The sequence below is a fragment of the Duganella margarita genome, assembly GCF_009857535.1.
Classification (GTDB): Bacteria; Pseudomonadota; Gammaproteobacteria; order Burkholderiales; family Burkholderiaceae_D; genus Rugamonas; species Rugamonas margarita.
Window position 1 is genome coordinate 396,029 of the sequence record NZ_WWCS01000002.1, and the last position, 18,987, is coordinate 415,015.

General features: G+C 63.8%; 8 protein-coding genes. 3 read left to right on the forward strand and 5 right to left on the reverse strand.

What is annotated here, in order from left to right; all coding sequences use genetic code 11:
- Positions 1 to 25 precede the first annotated feature (25 nt).
- The 3 genes from GTP55_RS04325 to glnE all read right to left on the reverse strand — a co-directional run bounded on the left by GTP55_RS04325 (position 26) and on the right by glnE (position 6,447).
- Positions 26 to 2,923, reverse strand: a complete 2,898-nt coding sequence (locus GTP55_RS04325; RefSeq protein ID WP_161043736.1) for a TonB-dependent receptor plug domain-containing protein — start codon at positions 2,921 to 2,923, stop codon at positions 26 to 28.
- 249 nt (positions 2,924 to 3,172) lie between these two features.
- The gene (locus GTP55_RS04330; protein ID WP_161043737.1) at positions 3,173 to 3,622 is read right to left on the reverse strand and encodes a cache domain-containing protein; all 450 of its coding nucleotides are present in this window, start codon (positions 3,620 to 3,622) and stop codon (positions 3,173 to 3,175) included.
- A gap of 71 nt (positions 3,623 to 3,693) precedes the next feature.
- Positions 3,694 to 6,447, reverse strand: coding sequence for a bifunctional [glutamate--ammonia ligase]-adenylyl-L-tyrosine phosphorylase/[glutamate--ammonia-ligase] adenylyltransferase (glnE, locus tag GTP55_RS04335; protein WP_161043738.1), 2,754 nt, complete (start codon positions 6,445 to 6,447; stop codon positions 3,694 to 3,696).
- 88 nt (positions 6,448 to 6,535) lie between these two features.
- On the opposite strand from glnE, the gene GTP55_RS04340 reads away from it, so the two are divergent.
- From GTP55_RS04340 to tldD, 3 genes are all read left to right on the forward strand, one after another.
- On the forward strand, positions 6,536 to 10,720 hold the full coding sequence (locus GTP55_RS04340) for a YhdP family protein (protein ID WP_161043739.1): 4,185 nt from the start codon (positions 6,536 to 6,538) through the stop codon (positions 10,718 to 10,720).
- Positions 10,717 to 11,517: a carbon-nitrogen hydrolase family protein gene (locus GTP55_RS04345; protein ID WP_161043740.1), complete on the forward strand. Its 801-nt coding sequence runs from the start codon at positions 10,717 to 10,719 to the stop codon at positions 11,515 to 11,517. Before GTP55_RS04340 ends, GTP55_RS04345 begins: the two co-directional genes overlap by 4 nt.
- Positions 11,518 to 11,620: 103 nt before the next feature.
- Positions 11,621 to 13,081, forward strand: a complete 1,461-nt coding sequence (gene tldD / locus GTP55_RS04350) for a metalloprotease TldD (RefSeq protein ID WP_161043741.1) — start codon at positions 11,621 to 11,623, stop codon at positions 13,079 to 13,081.
- Positions 13,082 to 13,160: 79 nt separating this feature from the next.
- Here the strand turns inward: tldD and GTP55_RS04355 are convergent, their stop codons facing one another.
- Positions 13,161 to 15,797, reverse strand: a complete 2,637-nt coding sequence (locus GTP55_RS04355; RefSeq protein ID WP_229257725.1) for a TonB-dependent receptor — start codon at positions 15,795 to 15,797, stop codon at positions 13,161 to 13,163.
- A gap of 266 nt (positions 15,798 to 16,063) precedes the next feature.
- Complete coding sequence (locus GTP55_RS04360; protein WP_229257726.1) at positions 16,064 to 18,700, reverse strand: TonB-dependent receptor; 2,637 nt, start codon at positions 18,698 to 18,700, stop codon at positions 16,064 to 16,066.
- Positions 18,701 to 18,987: the final 287 nt, after the last annotated feature.

Consider the following 18,987-nt stretch of genomic DNA (forward strand, 5'->3'; position numbering starts at 1 on the left):
GAGGGTTTTTTTTTTGCCATGACGCTTAGCGGAATTTGTATTCTGCGGTCACGCGCACCATGCGGCCCTGGACGTCCGCCGTGCTTTGTGGAATCACGGCGCCGCCGTCGAAGTTGAACGCGCGCAGGTCGACCGGCGGCCGGCGGTTGGTCACGTTGCGCACGTACATCGACAGTGTCAGATCCTTGATGCCGGCGTAGCTGAGGTTGTAATCCAGCCGCTCATAGGCCTTGATCTGGCAGTCGCTGGCGTTCCAGCCCAGATCCTTGCAGCCTTCGAGCGTGTACTTGTCGTCGAAATAGTCGGTGTTCAGCTTGGTTTTGCTGTTGTAGACCAGGCGCAGGCTGTTGGTGAACTTGCCGGTCTGCAGCGCCGCGCTGAAGTTGGCGACGGTTTTCGAGTAGCCGTAGCGGCCGGCCAGGTTGTCGCCGTAGTCGTTCAGCGTCGAGCTGAAGTTCTTCAGGTCCAGCAGGTAGGTGGCGTTGGCGCCCAGGTCCAGGCGGCCGTAGCGGGTGTCGAAGCGCGACGTGGCGGCGAGGTCAAGGCCGCTGGTCTTGGTGCGCGACACGTTCTCGAACTGGCCCGTGGTCGACAGCAGCTTGCCGGCAGTCACGCCATACTTGGCCTGCTCGGCGGCGCTGAAGGTCTTGTCCTGGGACAGCGGCGCGCGGTTGATGACGCCCGGCGCCTGGTCGGCTTCCGCCGCCAGCAGGTCGTCCACCGATTTCAGGCCGATTTCATCCTTGCGCTCGATGTGCCAGTAGTCCAGCGAGACGCTGGTGCCCTTGACTGGTTCCAGCACGAAGCCGGCGGTGGCGCTGCGGGTGATTTCCGGCTTCAGATTCGGATTGTTGCTGACGATGCTAGCCACCCCGGCCGAGCACTCGTTCTGCTGGACGGTGTCGGCCCGCGCCAGCAGCAGGGCCTGGTTCGGATCGCTGGACGGCAGGGCGTTGCCGGCGTTGCGCAGGTCGCGCGCCAGCGCCTGGGCCTGGTCGCACCGCTTCGGATCCTGGGCGCTGACGAAGGCGAACTTGCTCGATTGCGCGCTCTCGGTCAGGTTGGGGGCGCGGAAGCCGCCCTCGAAGGTGGCGCGCAGCATCAGCGCCGGCGACGCCTCGAAGCGGGCCGCCACTTTTGGCGATACGTGGGTTTTGAAACCGGGGAATTTGTCGACGCGGGCGGCGCCGACCAGTTCCAGCTGGCTGGTCACCGGCAAATTGAGCTCGGTGAACACCGCTTCGGTGGTGCGGCTGGCGTCCGCCGTGGCGGCGCCATAGCCGACGATATCGCCGGACAGCAGGTTGTCGGTCGGCGTGATGTTGAATTTCTCATGACGGACTTCGCCGCCGACGGCGATGCCGATGGCGCGCTCGCCGATCTTGCCGATTTCCCCGGTCACCTTGCCGTCGATGAAATACTGGGTGATTTTGCCGTCATAGCCTTGCTCCGGGAACAGCTGGCGCAGCACCTCGGGCGAGTTAACCTGGCCGAGTTTGTAGCCATGGTTGAAGAAATTCGGGTCCGCCGCCGTGTACTCGCAATAGCCGGGGAAATTGGCTTCGCAGTTGGGATCGCCCGCCAGCGTCTTGGTGTAGTCGCCCACCAGGGCCTTGAAGCCGCTGTCGCTGATCGCGCCGTTGTTGCGCGACTTGGTTTTGCTGCCCATTACGCCGACGGCGGTGTCCCAGTCGTATTTGCCGGCCCAGCTGCCGCGCGCGCCGGCAAGCACCCGGTACTGGTCACTGTCGTTGGGATTCTGGTCCGGCGCGTCGGCGTAGCGGTAGCGCAGTTCCAGCGGTTCGCCGGTGGTGTTGAGCGGCGAGTCCGGCGACAGGAAGCGGTAGCCGAACGCCTTGCCCAGGCCGGTGCGGGGATCGCCCCAGATCGAGTCGGAGCTGTTGGAGCCATAAGTGCCCGGCGCGCCGGTATAAGTGGTCTTGGTCTTGGAATACAGCACTTCGGCGTAGCCTTCGGTGCCGTTGCCCAGGTTGAGCTTGCCGGATACCAGCGCATTGACGCGGTCTGCCTTGGGCACCGCCTCGAAGTGGGCGAAGCGGTCGAACACGCACAGGCCGGCGGCGCTGACGGTGGCGCACCCGGCGATCGGGCCCTGGCCGATCAGGTTGCCGGGATAGGAAAACGTCGATGGCGCGCCGCGATTGCCGAACATCAGGCCGCTCTTGGGCGCCACGGTAGCGAATTTCTGGCCGTAGACCGGGTTGATGTCGTCTAGCACGTCGCGCCAGATGACATTGTCTCGGTGGAACACTTCTATGTTGGCCAGCACGTTGTAACCGTCATTGGCGTAGTTGCCGAAGCCGCCGGTGATGCTGGCGGTCTTGGTCTTGAATTGCTCGTTTGCGACCGATTGCTCGTAGTTGCCGCGCACCTGCACGCCCTGGAAATCGTTGCGGGTGATGATGTTGATGACCCCGGCGACGGCGTCGGAGCCATAAATCGCCGAGCCGCCGTTACGCAGAATTTCCACGCGGTCGATGGCGTCCAGCGGCAGCGCATCCAGATTGGTAAATACCTCGTTGTAATCGGCCAGCGCATAAGGGGCGACGCGGCGTGAATTCAGCAGGACCAGCGTCGACTGTTTGCCGAGATTGCGCAGCGATGCCGACGAGGCGCCGCTGGCAAATGAATTGGACCCGCCGATATCGGACAATGAGCTATTGGAAGAAGTCAGGGTATCGATAATATCGCGCACCGAATTGACACCGAGTCGGGCAATCTCCTCACGGCGCAGAATCTGCACCGGTGTCGAAGTTTCAGTATCAATCCGTTTAATATTGGAACCGGTGATAATAACTTTTTCGAGTGGTTTGGCGCCGTCATCCTGTGCCAATACCACTTGTGACGAAGCTAATGTCAACGCGACGGCAATCACGCCACTTTTCAAGGCAATTTTGTTCATTGATGCTCCCTGGGGTTTTTAAAAAATTATTTTTTTAATTACAAAGTCAGTATAGGTGACGTCCGGTAAAAAAACAGCATGATGGTCTGAAAAACAACAGTCAGTGCACCACGATGTGGCATACGCGGCATCTGCCGGGGCCAGGCACGCCGGCTATTGGTGTGATTAAGCTAATTTTTGGCTTGCTGTGGATGCTGTTGACGAAAAAAAAGCCGGGATTAACCCGGCTGCCTGAGAAGTTCCGAAGGCTTATTTATACGCGCCAGAGCCTATCAAAAAATCGTCGACTTTCTCGACATAACCTGCTTTCGACTCTACCGTTTTAGTGACGGGATTCGGCCATTTAAAATCCACCGTGCCGGAGCCTTTGGTCTTGGCGACTTCAATCATTTCCTTGATCATTAACTTGCCCTCATTATCTTTCAGGCCGATCAAGGATTTACCCACCATTTTGGGATTATTTCCGTGGGCTAAGGCGACGCCATTAAAGTCGTACACATAAATATATAAATCGCGATCATGGAAAGTCGTATTGGTCGGATCGGAAATCGCCGCGAAGGTTTTTTCCTTGCCGTCCGACTTCACCATGGCCACGGCTTTTTTAACCATGGCCACTGCTTCTTCCTTGCTGCCTTTTTCCGCTGCCCCTGCAGCACCACATAATGCCAGACTGATCACCGCTGCTAATAAGGTCTTCATGCAAGTTCTCCTCTTATGATTATGTCTATCCATATTAGCGCAGCTTGCCGATGCTGTAGTCTTGGCCGTTGCTAAATGGCAACATCCTCCCCAAACAAGCTGTTCCACAACGCCCGCACTTGCTGCGCCTCGGTGGCCACCAGCGCCGGGTCGATACGCGCCAGATCCTGGCCTTGCAGCCGCAACTGGTGTTGCAGCTTGCGGTATTTGCGGTAGGCGTCGGCCACGCTGGCTGACAGCGGGCCGTCGATCAGCCCAAGTTCGGCACAGATGCGTAGCAATGCGATATTGCCAAAGTTGGCCGTCAGTTCAGGATAAGCCGCCGCGTATTGCAGTACCAGGAACTGGACGATGAACTCGATATCGATCATGCCGCCCGGGTCCTGTTTCAGGTCGAACAGCGCGCTGTGGTTCGGCTTGGCGTCCACCATACGCTTGCGCATCGCCAGCACTTCCTGCTTCAGCGGACCGTCGGCCGGGCGCTCCTTGCGCAGCACCGCCTCGCGGATCTGCTCGAAACGTTGTCCGATCGCCAAGTCGCCGGCGCAATAGCGGGCCCGGGTCAGCGCCTGGTGCTCCCACACCCAGGCCGCGCTGGTCTGGTATTTCTCGAACGCCGACACCGACGACACCAGCATGCCGCTGGCGCCGTCCGGCCGTAAGGCGGTGTCGATGTCGAACAGGATGCCGGCCGAGGTGTGCGAGGTCATCCAGGTAATGAAGCGCTGCGCCAGCTTGGCGTACTGGGCCGGCGCCTCCTGGTCCGGATCGTCGTACAGGAAGATGACGTCGAGGTCGGACACATAGCCCAGTTCCTTGCCGCCCAGCTTGCCGTAGGCGATGACGGTGAACAGCGGCACCTCGCGGTGGCGCGTGGCGACCGTCTGCCACACCGCCTTGATGGTGGCGGCGACGATGGTGTCAGCCAGCGCCGACAGGTGGTCGGCCAGTTTTTCCACGGTCAGGTCGCCGGCCAGGTCTTGCGCCAGCAGGTGGAACAGCTGGACGTGGTGCACCTCGCGCAGGATGTCCATCTGGCGCTCGGTGTCGCCGGGAGCGGCCGCCAGTTGCAGGTCGAGGTCGGCCGCCAGCGCGGCCGGGTCGAATACCGCGTTGCGCAGGCGGTCGTCCAGCAGTTCATCGAGCAGGATCGGGTGCTGGCTGAGGAACTTGGCGGCCCAGCCGCTGGCGTGCACCATGCGGATCACCCGCGCCAGCGTGTGCGGATATTCGGTCAGCAGCGAAAGATAGGCTGAACGGCGCGCCACCGCTTCCAGGAAATCCAGCAGCCGGCCCAGCGTAGCCAGCTGATTGCCGCCGCTCGATTCGCTGGCGGCCTGGATAATCAGCGGCAGTGCGCTGTTGATCAGGCCTTGCAACCGGTTGCGGCTGGCTTCCGGCAGCGATTGCAGGCGCGGCGCCTGCCAGGTGGCGATCAGACGCCTGGTGGCGTCCTCCGGGGCCTCGAAGCCGAGCGCGGTGAAGCGGGCCACCATGGCTTCGCGGTTGTCGGGATCGGCGCATTCATTGCTCGATTGCAGATCGATGTCGTTTTCGCTGCTCTCGGTCTTGTCCGAAAACATTTCGTCGAACTGGCCGGCGACGAACTGGCGGTGCGCTTCCAGCTGGACCAGCAGGGTGGCGACATCCGGCAGACCCATCATTTCGGCCACGGTCTGGCGGTCGGTGTCGTTGGCCGGCAGCGTGTGGGTCTGGGCGTCGTCCAGGTATTGCAGGCGGTGCTCCAGATTGCGCAGGAAGGTGTAGGAAGCCAGTAATTGATAGACGATGGCGTGGCTTAGCAGGCCTTTTTCGGCGATGATGCGCAGCGTGGTGCGGGTCGAGCGGTCGCGCAGGGCGGCGTCGCGGCCGCCGCGGATCAGCTGGAACACCTGTGCCAGGAACTCGATTTCGCGGATGCCGCCGCGGCCCAGCTTGACGTTGTTGCTGCGGTCCGGATGCAGTCGCTCCTGCCGGTTGACCTCGGCGCGGATCTGCGCGTGCATATTGCGGATGGCGTCAATCACGCCGAAGTCCAGGTAGCGGCGGAACACGAACGGCCGCACAATCGCGTCCAGCGCGGCGATATCCTCGGCGCGGCCGGTAACGGCGCGCGCCTTGACCCAGGCGTAGCGCTCCCATTCGCGGCCCTGGACGATCAGATATTGCTCCACCATGCCCAGGCTGGCGGCCAGCGGGCCCGAGTTGCCGTTCGGTCGCAAGGCCATATCGACCCGGAACGTGTAGCCATCTTCGGTGATCTCCGCCAAAGCGGCGATTAACTTCTTGCCGATGCGGATGAAGAATTCGTGGTTGGACAGGCTGCGCTGGCCAGGGCCGGCGACGGTGTCGCCGTCTTCCGGGTAGACGAAGATCAGGTCGATGTCGGAGGAGACGTTGAGTTCGCCGCCGCCTTGCTTGCCCATGGCCAGCACGATCATTTCCTGCGGCAGGCCGGACTCATGGCCGGTCGGCACGCCGTGCGCCGCGACCATTTCTGCGTACAGTTCGGCCATGTGCTGCTGGATGGCAAAGTCGGCGAACCTGGTCATGGTGGTGACCACTTCGGCCAGGTTGGCCTTGCCTTCCAGGTCGCGCCGGATCAGGGTGCACACCAGCAGATTGCGCAGGCGGCGCATGGAACGCACCAGCGGCAGGCTGTTTTCTGCTTCTTGGCGTAAATAATCCGCCAAATCGATGTCGGCAAGCGATAATTGCGATAGTTCATCTATTTTCACGGCACGATCGGGCGCGGCGGCCAGCCAGCGTTGATAAAAACGGGAAACAGTTGGCAAAACAGTCGGGGAGACAGGCGATGAACTCATAGAGGGATAAGGTAGAATTGCTGTGACAACCGAGTTTAGCGCGAGTTTCGTACTTATTTGACGCATGGCCTGATTTATTAGCGTATTAATGCAAAAACCAGAAGAGGAGACCGTGACAGGCGAGGGCCCATTGGCCGCGCGCTGGCACCGGCTTCGTACCGCCTATCGGATCTGCAATCTGGCCACCCATCACGTGCTGGGCTTCATGCTGAAGCTGGCGCTACTGCTGTATTTCGCGTTTACCATCCTGTTCCTGACGCTGCGCTATGTGGTGCTGCCGAATATCGACCACTACAAGGGCAATATCGAGCGCGCCGCCAGTGGCGCCGTCGGCAACCAGGTCACCATTGCCCGCGTGTATGCGTCATGGAACGGCTTCCGTCCCAACCTGTTCCTGGGGGACGTGGTGCTGCACGACCCGCAGGGCCGTCCGGCGCTGAGCTTGCCGAGCGTATCGGCCACGCTGTCGTGGTGGACGGCGGTGACGGGCAATCTGCGCTTCCGTTCGCTGGAGCTGACGCGGCCCGACCTGTCCATCGTGCGCGAGACCGACGGCCGCCTGTATGTGGCCGGCATGTTCATCGACCCGAACAAGCCGAGCGACGGCAAAGGGCTGGACTGGCTGCTCTTGCAACGCGACATCGTCATCCGCGATGGCCGCCTGCAGTGGACCGACCGTCTGCGCAACGCAGCGCCGCTGGCGCTGGACAACTTCCAGCTGGTGCTGCGCAACGAGTGGCTGCATCACCAGCTGTCGGTGCGGGCCACGCCGCCGGCGGCGCTGGCGCAGCCGCTCGACCTGCGGGCCGACTTCAGCCATCCGGCGTTTGGCGCCCGCATCTCCAACTTCTCCATGTGGAAGGGCGAGGTCTATGCCGACATCCGCAACACCGACTTGCAGGCGTGGAAGGCCTGGGTCGATTATCCGTTCGACCTGAGCAAGGGCCACGGCTGGCTGCGCGCCTGGGTCGGCTTCGACCAGTCGCGCCTGACCAACCTGACCGCCGATGTCGGCCTGGACGACATTACCGCCGTGCTGGGCAAGGACCTGCCGTTGCTGGACCTGCAGCAGATGAGCGGCCGCATCGCCGTGCGCGAAGACATCCGGCCGCCGGCCGCGCGCCAGGGCGCCGCCACGCCGCGCTTCGGCGCGCTCGGCCACAGCCTGGAACTGACCAAGCTGACGCTGACCACGCGCGACGGCCTGGTGATGGCGCCGACTTCGCTGTCGGAAACTTACGTGGCGGCGGCCGGCGCCAAGCCGGAGCGCTTTGAAGTGCGGGCCCGCCAGCTGGACCTGCAAACCCTGGCCGGCCTGGCCGAGCGCCTGCCGCTGAGCGAACAGCAGCACAAGATGGTGGCCGGCTTCGCGCCGCGCGGCCTGTTGCAGAATTTCTCCGCCGAGTGGCAGGGCGCTTACCCGGCCCTGCAGACCTACCGCGTCAAGGGCGACCTGGTGGGACTGGGCCTGAAGCCGCAGCCGCCGCGCCTGGCGCAGCCGAAGAGCGGCAAGACGCCGGCGATTGCCGGCATGCCCGCGATCCCCGGATTCGACAACCTCAGCGGCTCGATCGACGCCACCGAGCGCGGCGGCAGTTTCAGTCTGAGCTCGCAGCAGCTGGTGCTGCAGATGCCGGACTATTTCGCCGAAGCGTCGATGCCGTTCGACCACCTGAACCTGAAGGCGCGCTGGTCGTTTGAGGACGACAACCAGCTGCTGTTGCAGATCGATTCGATGGACTTCGAGCAGGAAGGCATGAGCGGCACCTTGCAGGGAACGCACACCCTGTCGCTGGCCGGCAAGGGGCCGGGCAAAGCCGACCTGAGCGGCACGCTGACCGGCTTCCAGATCAACCGTATCGGCCGCTACCTGCCGATGCAGACCCCGCGCGACCTGACCCACTGGCTGACCGGGGCGCTGGAAGGCGGCGTCGCCAGCGACGTGACGATCCGCCTGCGCGGCGACCTGACGCATTTCCCGTTCAAGGACGACAAGGCGCGCGGTGAATTCCGCGTGGCCGGCAAGCTGACCGACGCCAGGCTGAATTACGAGCCGGGTTACTACCTGCACGACGGCAAGGACCTGGGCAAGGACGGCCAGCCGCTGCCGTTGTGGCCGCAAGCCGAGCACATCAAGGGCAGCTTCCTGTTCGAAGGCGCGCGCATGGAAATCCGCGGCGACACCGCCACCACCGCCGGCGCCGCGCTGAGCAACGTCAAGGCGGTGATTCCGGATTTGAGCGTGCACGATTCCATGCTGGAGATCGACGGCAACGCCGCCGCGCCGATGCAGGAATTCCTGCGCTACCTGACCATCAGCCCGGTGCTGGACTGGATCTCGCACTTCACCGACGAGACCCAGGCCAGCGGCAACGCCAAGCTGACGCTGAGCCTGCGCATTCCGCTGGCGCACGCGATCGACACCAAGGTGCAGGGCACGGTGCAGCTGGCCAACAACGACATCGTGCTGATGAATGATTTGCCGGTGGTGCAATCGTCGCAGGGCAAGATTGAATTCAACGAGCGCGGCGTCAACCTCAACCAGATCAGCGGCAACTTCCTCGGCGGCCCGGTGTCGATCACCGGCGGCACCCAGAAGGATGGCGCCATCGTCGTCAGGCTGGGCGGCCTGCTGACCGCCGATGGCTTCCGCCAGGCCTTCCAGATGCCAGCCATGCAGCGTCTGGCCGATCACTTCAACGGCGGCACGCGCTACAGCGGCACGGTGACCGCGCGCGACCATCAGGTCATCGTCGCGGTCGAGTCTTCGCTGACCGGGCTGGCGCTGGACCTGCCGGCGCCGGCCAATAAAACCGCCACCGACAGCATGCCGTTGCGCTTCGTGCTGACCAGCGGCCTGACGGCGGACGCGGCCGGCTTCCTGCACGATGATATCCGCATCAACCTTGGCAGCGGCATCGCCGCGCGTTATCAGCGCCAGAAGCAGGGCAAGCAGCACTGGAAGCTGGTGCGCGGCGGCATTGGCGTCAACGCGGCGGCGCCGGAGCCGGACAGCGGCATGGCCTTCAATATCAGCATGCACCAGCTGAACGTCGACAACTGGCTGGACTTCGGCGACGCCATCGCCGGCCCGGCCGCTGCCGGCTCGGCGGCGGCGCTGGCGGCGCCGTCCGATGCCGGCGATTTCGCCCAGTACGTCATGCCGGACGCCATCGCCGCCCGCAGCAGCGAACTGGTGATCGGCGGCCGCAAGCTGGAAAACGTGGTGGTCGGCGTGACCCATAAAAAAGGCATGTGGCAAGCCAGCATCGACTCCACCCAGGCCAATGGCTACATCACCTGGGCCGAACCGTCCACCGGCGCCGGTCTCGGCAAGGTGACGGCGCGGCTGTCGTCGCTGGTGATCCCGGAATCGGCCTCGGGCGACGTGCAGGCGCTGCTGGACGACAAGAGCGCGGCCGCCACCATTCCGGCGCTGGATGTGGTGGTCGAGCGTTTTGAACTGTTCAACAAGCCGCTGGGCCGGCTGGAACTGCAGGCCAACAACGCCCAGCTGGCGAACGCGCGCGAATGGCGCGTCAGCAAGCTGTCGCTGGTCAATGCCGACGGCGAACTGAACGGCACCGGCAAGTGGGTCAGCAAGGACGGCGTGCACGACACCAGCCTGAATTTCAATCTCGCCATCATCGACGCCGGCAAGCTGCTGGAGCGCTTTGGCTATGCCGATACGCTGAAGGGCGGCAAGGGCTCGCTGAAAGGCGATATCGCCTGGAAAGGCTTACCGTACTCGCTCGATCTGCCAAGCCTGTCCGGCCAGATCACGCTGAATGTGGAGAAGGGCCAGTTCCTCAAGCAGGACCCCGGTGCGGCCAAACTGCTGGGCGTACTGAGCCTGCAAGCCTTGCCGCGTTTGCTCAAGCTGGACTTCCACGATGTGTTCTCGGAAGGGCTGGCGTTTGACGGCATTACCGCCAATGCCTCCCTGAATCACGGCATCCTCAAGACCGACAACTTGAAAATGCACGGCGTGGCCGCCACTGTATTGATGGACGGCAGCGCCGACATCGCCAATGAGACCACCAATCTGCACGTGGTGGTGATTCCCGAGGTCAACCTGGGTACGGCGCCGCTGGTGTATGCGCTGGCGGTCAATCCCGTCATCGGCCTCGGCAGTTTCCTGGCCCAGCTATTCCTCAGTGCGCCGGTGATGAAGGCGCTGACCTATCATATGGAGGTGGCCGGGCCGTGGAAGGCGCCGGTCGTCACCAAGCTGGACGCCACAAAACTGGAACCGTCAAAGGGATCGCCATGAACCATACCGTCGCCGCCGTACAAATGATTTCCTCGCCCACCGTGGATGAAAACATCGCCACCGCGCGCCGCCTGGTCACCCAGGCCGCGCAGGACGGCGCCGGGCTGGTGCTGCTGCCGGAGTACTGGGCCATCATGGGCCTGGCCGACAGCGACAAGGTCAAGGTGGCCGAGCCGCTGGGCCAGGGGCCGATCCAGGACTTCATGGCCGGACTGGCGCGCGAGCTGGGCATCTGGCTGATCGGCGGCACGCTGCCGCTGGCGTCGGACGATGCCGAAAAGGTCATCAACACCACGCTGGTGTACAACCCGCAGGGCGAGCATGTCGGCCGCTACGACAAGATCCACCTGTTCGGCTTCACCAAGGGCGCCGAGTCGTACAACGAATCGAAGACGATCGTGCCAGGCAAACACCTGGGCGTATTCGAAGCGCCGTTCGGCAAGGTCGGCATGTCGGTTTGTTACGACCTGCGCTTCCCGGAACTGTTCCGCGCCATGGGCCCGGTGTCGCTGATTGTGCTGCCCGCCGCGTTTACCTACACCACCGGCATGGCGCACTGGGAAATCCTGCTGCGCGCGCGCGCCATCGAGAACCAGTGCTACGTGCTGGCGGCGGCGCAGGGCGGCATCCACCCGAACGGCCGCCGCACCTGGGGCCACAGCATGCTGATCGACCCGTGGGGCACGGTCAAGTCGGTGCTGGCCGAGGGCGAGGGCGTGGTGCAGGGCGTGATCGATCCGGAATACATGCAGGGCGTGCGCGACAGCCTGCCGGCGCTCAAACACCGGACCATGTGATATCCACTACAATAGCGTCATTCCCGCGCACGCGGGAACCCATGCTGACTATGGATTCCCGCCGAGGCGGGAACGACGCGGCAACTCAAATAAAGACACTACCATGAAGCCATTTGAACCGAACCTGTCCACCCTGGCCGTAGCGCGCGATATCCTGCTGACGCCGTTCGGGCTGGACGAAGGCAAGCTGCTCAAGACTCTGGGCAGCATGTTCACCCACAAAGTCGACTATGCCGACTTGTATTTCCAATTTACCAAAAACGAAGGCTGGAGCCTGGAAGAGGGCATCGTCAAGACCGGCAGTTTCTCGATCGACCAGGGCGTCGGCGTGCGCGCGGTGTCGGGCGACAAGACCGCGTTTTCGTATTCGGACGAGATTTCCGAAGCGGCGCTGATGGATGCCGCCTCCGCCACCCGCACCATCGCCCGTGCCGGCGCTGGCAAGATCAAGGTGGCCGGCGCGATGAACCAGGTCGGCGGCCGTTCGCTGTATCTGCCGCACGACCCGCTGGTGTCGCTGGACGCCACTGCCAAGGTCAAGCTGCTGGAACGCATCGAGAAGATGGCGCGCGCCAAGGATCCCCGCGTGGTGCAGGTGATGGCCAGCCTGGCCGGCGAATACGATGTGGTGCTGGTGGTGCGCAGCGATGGCGTGCTGGCGGCTGACATTCGTCCGCTGGTGCGGGTGTCGCTGACCGTGATCGTCGAGCAGAATGGCCGTCGCGAAATGGGGTCGTCCGGCGGCGGCGGCCGCTACGACTACGGCTACTTCAGCGATACGCTGCTGGAAGAGTACGCAACCGAGGCCGTCAAGTCGGCGCTGGTGAACCTGGACGCGCGTCCGGCGCCGGCCGGTCCGATGACCGTGGTGCTGGGCCCTGGCTGGCCGGGCATCCTGCTGCACGAAGCGATCGGTCACGGTCTGGAAGGCGATTTCAACCGCAAGGGTTCGTCGACCTTCTCCGGCCGTATCGGCGAGCGCGTGGCCGCCAAGGGCGTCACGGTGGTCGATGACGGCACGCTGGCGGATCGCCGCGGTTCGCTGAATATCGACGATGAAGGCAACCCGACCCAGTGCACTACGCTGATCGAAGACGGCATCCTGAAGGGCTATATCCAGGACACCATGAATGCGCGCCTGATGAAGATGCCGGTGACCGGCAACGCGCGCCGCGAATCGTTCGCGCACCTGCCAATGCCGCGCATGACCAACACCTATATGCTGGGTGGCGACAAGGATCCGGGCGAAATCCTGGCGTCGGTGAAGAACGGCCTGTATGCGGTCAACTTCGGTGGCGGCCAGGTCGATATCACCAACGGCAAGTTCGTGTTCTCGGCCAGCGAAGCGTACATGATTGAGAATGGCAAGATCACCTACCCGGTGAAAGGCGCGACCCTGATCGGCAACGGTCCGGAAGTGCTGAACCGCGTGTCGATGATCGGTAACGACATGAAGCTGGATCCGGGCGTCGGCGTATGCGGCAAGGAAGGCCAGAGCGTGCCGGTCGGCGTTGGCCAGCCGACACTGCGTATCGACGGCGTGACCGTCGGCGGTACGGCCTGATGGCGTCGCTCCCGCGCAGGCGGGAGCCTATAGAACGCTTGCTCAGTATGGGCTCCCGCCTGCGCGGGAGCGACCTCTTTTAGAACTTGTAGCTGGCCTTCACGTAGAAGGTACGGCCCAGCGGATCCGTGAAGCGGGGATCGTAGCCGCTCTGGAACGTCGTGCCCTGGTTGGTGTATGGCGGCGCGCTGTCAAACAGGTTCTTGATACCCACCGTCAGGTCGGTATTCTTGAAACCGGTAAAGCTGCTCGACAGCGAGTACGTCGAGTACGCCCGCACCTTGTGGTAGTAGGCATCCGCCACATCGTTCTCATCCACGTAGCCGCTCAGATACTTGTTGGAGAAACTGGCGCTCCACGGCCCTTTCTTCCAGCTGATGGTGGCGTTGTGCTTCCAGCGGAACACCGGCGCATTGTCGCCATACACGCCGACGTTTTCCACGAATTCGCCACCGGTCTCGTTCTGGTACTTGTAGCTGTGTACCCAGGTGCCGTCGAACTGGAAGCCGAAGTCGCCCACCGAGGTGCGCGGCAGTTTCCAGCGCAGGCTGGTGTCGATGCCGGAGGTTTTCACTTCCCCCAGGTTGTCCAGCACGGCGTTGACGTACTGCAGCGTCTTGCCGTCGGCCGAGTAGACGAAGTAGTCCTTGTACTTGTCGTAGTTGTCGAAGATGGTCGACTCGGACACGGTGCCGATCGAATCCTTGATCTTGATGTTGAAGTAATCGAACGACACGCTGACTGCGCTGACCGGCTCGAACACCACGCCCAGCGCGAAGGTCTTGGATTTCTCCGGCTTCAGGTTGGCGTTGCCGCCGCTGCGGATGTACTGCTGCTGGTTGCAGGCGATGTTCGGATTGGCGCCGCTGGCCGCCACGCCGCCCGGGCACAGCACCGGATCGTCATACGCATTGCTGGTGAAGGTCGAGGTGGCCGGGCCGTGCAGGTCGTACAGCGTCGGCGCGCGGAAGCCGGTGTTGTACGAGGTGCGGAACAGCACCTGCTTGCTGGCTTCCCAGCGCAGGCCGACCTTCGGATTGAAGCTGCCGCCGACGTCGTTGTAGTGGTCGTAACGGGCGGCGCCCGACAGTTCCAGCGTCTTGGTCAGCGGCACGCTGACTTCCGAATACAGCGCGGCGATATTGCGCTGGCCGGCCTGGTCTTGCGCATCGGCGTAACCGGAGCTCGACGCCTGCGACGCCAGCGCGGTGTTGACGTCGTAGGTAGCCTTGTCGTGACGGAATTCCGAACCGATTGCAAAGCCGACGCCGCCTGCCGGCAGCTGGTAGATTTCGCGGCTGACTTTGGCGTCGACGCCGATGCTGGTCATCTTGGCGGCCAGGTATTCGCCGCGCAGCTGGGCCGCGTCGATGTAGGCGGTGCCGGCGGCCGACTGGTCGCCGAACGGATTCAGGATACCGCTCAACACGCCCGCCTTCATCAGCGAATCGTTGGTGTAGCCGCCGACGAAGGCGCTGGCAGCCTTGCTGATGCCGTAGGTCAGGCCGACGTTGTAATCCCAGCCGCCCACCAGGCCTTCCGACGCCACCACCAGGCGGTCGGAAATCGAGGTGTCGTAGCCCATGCGGTTGCCGGCCGCCACGGTGCGCCAGTTGATGGTCAGGTCTTCACCGGTCAGGCCGGCGACGGCCGGCACGCCGGCGCTGCCGCCCGGATAGTACGGGCTGGCCGAGGTCATGGTGATGCCGGTCAGCGGCGACGGCGCGATGCTGCTCTGGTTGGTCGAGCGGCTGTGCAGGTATTCAATCGTGGCGACGTTGTCTTCGCTCAGCTTGAAGGTGGCCTTGCCGAGGAAGGATTCCTGCTGCGTCTTCGGAATGTCCTGGATGTAGGCGATGGTGTCGGTGCGGCAGGTGCCGTTGGCGTTCTTGATCAGCCCTTTGCCGACGCAGCCGCTGGCGTAGTACGGGTTGCCGGTGATGCCGTTGTCCGAGTAGAAGTTGCCCGGCTGCGAAGTGCCGCTGCTGTTGTTGATGCCCTTGTCGGGACGCACGCTGGTGCTGGAGAAGTCGCGGTCGGCGGCTTGCAGCGCGGTCTGCTTGTGCAGGTCGATCACGCCGAACACATTCCAGCCGTCCTTGTCGAGGTCGCCGTAGCCGCCCGACAGGTTGAGGCGCGACTCGGCGCCGGCGCCGCTGGCCTGCGGCTGGTAGCGCTCGACGCTGACGGTGGCGCCGGTCACCGAACGCTTGGTGATGAAGTTGATCACGCCGCCGATGGCGTCGGTGCCGTAGATGGCCGAGGCGCCGTCGCGCAGCACTTCAACCCGTTCCAGCGCCGACAGCGGAATGATGTTGAGGTCGACCGACGAGCCGTTGAACGGGTGGCTGGCCAGACGGCGGCCATTCAGCAGCACCAGCGTCTTGTTGCTGCCCAGGCCGCGCAGGTCGGCAGTGGCGATGCCGCCGGTGCCGGAGCCGACCGACTGGCTGCTGCCGGTGACGCTCTGGTTCATCGACAGCGTGTTCATCACTTCGGCGGCGGTGGTCAGACCTTGTTTTTCGAAGTCGGAGGCTTTGATGGTGGTGATCGGCAGCGCCGTTTCAGTGGCCAGGCGCTTGATGCTGGAACCGGTCACTTCCACGCGCTGGATCGGCGCCTCATCGGTTTGCGCCTGGGCTGCGTGCATGCCGACCAACAGGCCGCCGGCAAACAGCGCACGCAAGGTACGGGACATCGCTCTTTCAATCGTCATTGTTTTAACTCCTGCATGGATATGGGAATGGGTGTTTGCTTTTTGAGCAAAGGCCATCAGACCATCCGGGCAGGGGCGGGAACAATGAAGCTTCGACAAGTGTGCAGCGCCGCCACAGTGCGCAAAGCGTCACAGGTGTAAAGGGCGTTTTGTGCCGGCAGCGCGGCGCAGCGGCGGCAGGGCGCTGGTGGCCGCCGTCGCGCCGCCATTACAACTGCTTACAAGCCCAAAGAACTTAACACGGTTTTGCGAAGTGTAAATCCATGTCAGAACTTGTAGGTGATGCGCGCATACCACGTGCGACCCAGCGGATCGGTGTAGCGCGGATCGTACCCCTGCTGGAAGGTGGTGCTCTGGTTGGTGAACGGCGGGTCTTCATCGAACAGGTTGCGCACGCCCACCGTCAGGTCGACATGCTTGATGCCGGTGTAGTTGCCCGACAGCGCCCACACCGAATACGACTTGACCTGGTTGAAGAACGCCGGCTCGACCGCGTTCTGGTCGGTGTAGCCGGACATGTAGCGGTTGGTCAGCGATGCGCCCCACGGTCCCTTGTTCCAGCTGATGGTGACGTTGTGGCGCCAGCGGAAGACCGGCGTGGCGTCGGCGTAGCGGCCGACGTTTTCGATGAAGGCGCCGCCGCGCTCGTTCTGGTAATCGTAGTTGCGCACCCAGGTGCCGTCGACCTGCAAGGAGATGCCGCCATACGGTCCTTGCGGCATGCGCCACAGCACGCTGGCGTCGACGCCGCTGGTCTTGACTTCGCCGAGGTTGTTGGTGATCAGCGAGACATCGTCGAGGCGGGTGCCGGCGGCGTTGTAGTGGAACAGGCTCTGGTACTTGGCGTAGTCGTTGAACACGGTCTGCTCGGCCAGCGCGCTGATCTGGTCGCGCAGGCGGATGTTCCAGTAGTCGAGCGACAGCGTCAGCGCCCGCACCGGCTCCAACACCACGCCGGCGCTGTAGGTCTTGGAGCGCTCCGGCTTGACGTCCGGATTGCCGCCCTGGCGCTTGTTCTGCTGCTGGTCGCACGACAGATTGGGATTGGCGCCGGGCACCGGCACGCCGCCCGGACACAGCACCGGATCGTTCCACGGATCGGAGGTGTTGGTCACCGTCTGCGGGCCGTGCAGGTCGAACAGCGTCGGCGCGCGGAAGCCGCGGTTCCACGAGGCCCGCAACAGCAGCGGCGTGACCGGCTGGTAGCGCGCGCTGAGCTTGGGCGTGAAGCTGCGGCCGACGTCGCTGTAATGGTCGAAGCGGGCGGCGGCGTTGAGTTCCAGGTTCTTGATCACGGGGGCGTTGAGTTCGGCGAACAGCGCGTAGATCCGGCGGTCGCCGGACTGGTCCTGGGCGTCGGCGAAGCCCGAGCTGGAAGCCTGCGACGCCAGCGCGCGGTTGATGGTGTACAGCGCGCGCTCCTTGCGCGCCTCGGCGCCCAGCGCGAAGCTGAGCGCGCCGCCTTGCAGCTGGGTCAGCTCGCGGCTGGCGCGGGCGTCGAGCGCGGTCGCGCGCATGCGCGCGCGCAGGTATTCGCCGATCAGCAGCGAGTCGTTGAGGTAGGCCAGGCCGGCCGCGCTCTGGTCGCCGAACGGATTCAGCAGGCCGCTGCCGACGCCGTCGATCATGCGCTGGTCGATCACGTAGCCGCCGGCGAAGGCGCTGGCGGCCTGGCTGATCGAGTGGCTCAGGCCGGCGCTGTAGTCCCAGCCTTGCAGCGTGCCTTCGGCGCTCAGCACCAGCCGGTCGGCGGTGCTGGTGGAGTAGTCGGCGCGGCGGCCGGTGACCAGCGGTCGCCAGCTGATATCGAGGTCTTCGCCGGCCAGGCCGGCCACGGCCGGCACGCCGGCGCTGCCGCCCGGATAGTAGGGACTGTCGCCGTGCATGATCAGGCCGATGCCGGCCAAGGGCGGCGGCGCCACCCGCGCGGTGTTGGTGCTGCGCGCGTGCAGCGCTTCGAGCGCCAGTGTGTGGTCGTCGTTCGGCTTGTACGACAGCCGTCCCAGATACGATTCCTGCTTGGTGTACGGAATGTCGTCGACTTCGCGCGTGTAGTCGTAGCGGCAGGTCGGCGAGCCGGTGGTGTTGGGGACCGAGGCCGGCGGCAGGCAGCCGCTGGCAAAGCCGGGATTGCCGCTGATGCCGTTGTCGGAAAAGAAGTTGGCGGGGAAAGGCGTGCCGCTGGTCTGGCTGACGCCACGGCTGGGGATGACGCCGGTGGCCGAGAACGGCCGCGCGGTGGCCGGCAGCGCCAGCTGGCGATGCACGTCCAGCACGCCGAAGACGTTGAAGCGGTCGGTGGCGAGGTCGCCGAAGCCGCCGCTGAGGTTGAGACGGCGCTCGCTGCCGCCGCCTTCCTGCTGCGGCTGGTAGGCTTCCACCGTCACTTCGCCGCCCTTGACCTGGCGCTTGGTGATGAAGTTGACCACGCCGCCGATGGCGTCGCTGCCGTACACCGCCGAGGCGCCGTCGCGCAGCACTTCGACCCGGTCCAGCGCCGACAGCGGAATCACGTTGAGGTCGACGCTGTCGCCGATGATCGGATGGGCGGCGATGCGGCGGCCGTTGAGCAGCACCAGCGTGCGCTCGCCGCCCAGGCCGCGCAAATCGGCCTGCGACTGGCCGCCGGTGCCGGCGCCGATGGATTGCGCGCTGGACAGCGAGGTCTGGTTCATCGGAATACTGTTGAGCACTTGCTGGGCGGTGGTCATGCCCTGCCGGGCAAAATCCTCGGCGCGGATCGAGGTCAGCGGCAGCGCCGTTTCGCTGGCGATGCGGCGGATCGAGCTGCCGGTGATTTCCACCCGTTGCATGGTGGGTTCCGGTTCCGGTTCCGTAGTCTGGGCGGCGGCGTTGGCCGCCAACAACGCCATGGCGAGCTGCGTGTAAAGTCGTTTGGTCATCATGTTTCTCCCGGGAAGTTGCCGCATTGCGGATGCATGCGCAGCCTTCCAGTTTTGCGGGGTTCAATGGGGTGAAACCTGATCTGCATCAGGTGTGCGCGATAAACCGCTTGCCAAACGGCGCAAGTTGTTGTTATAGTCGTTGGACACTTTACGGACCGACATGACCCACTTCTTCTTTACCGGCTGGTTTTACTTTAGCTTTCCAACCCTTCAGGCGGTGGATAGCGGCCGGTGCACGTAGAAGCAAGACGAGTCCCAGCAGAATCCTCAAAAAACCGCCTCCT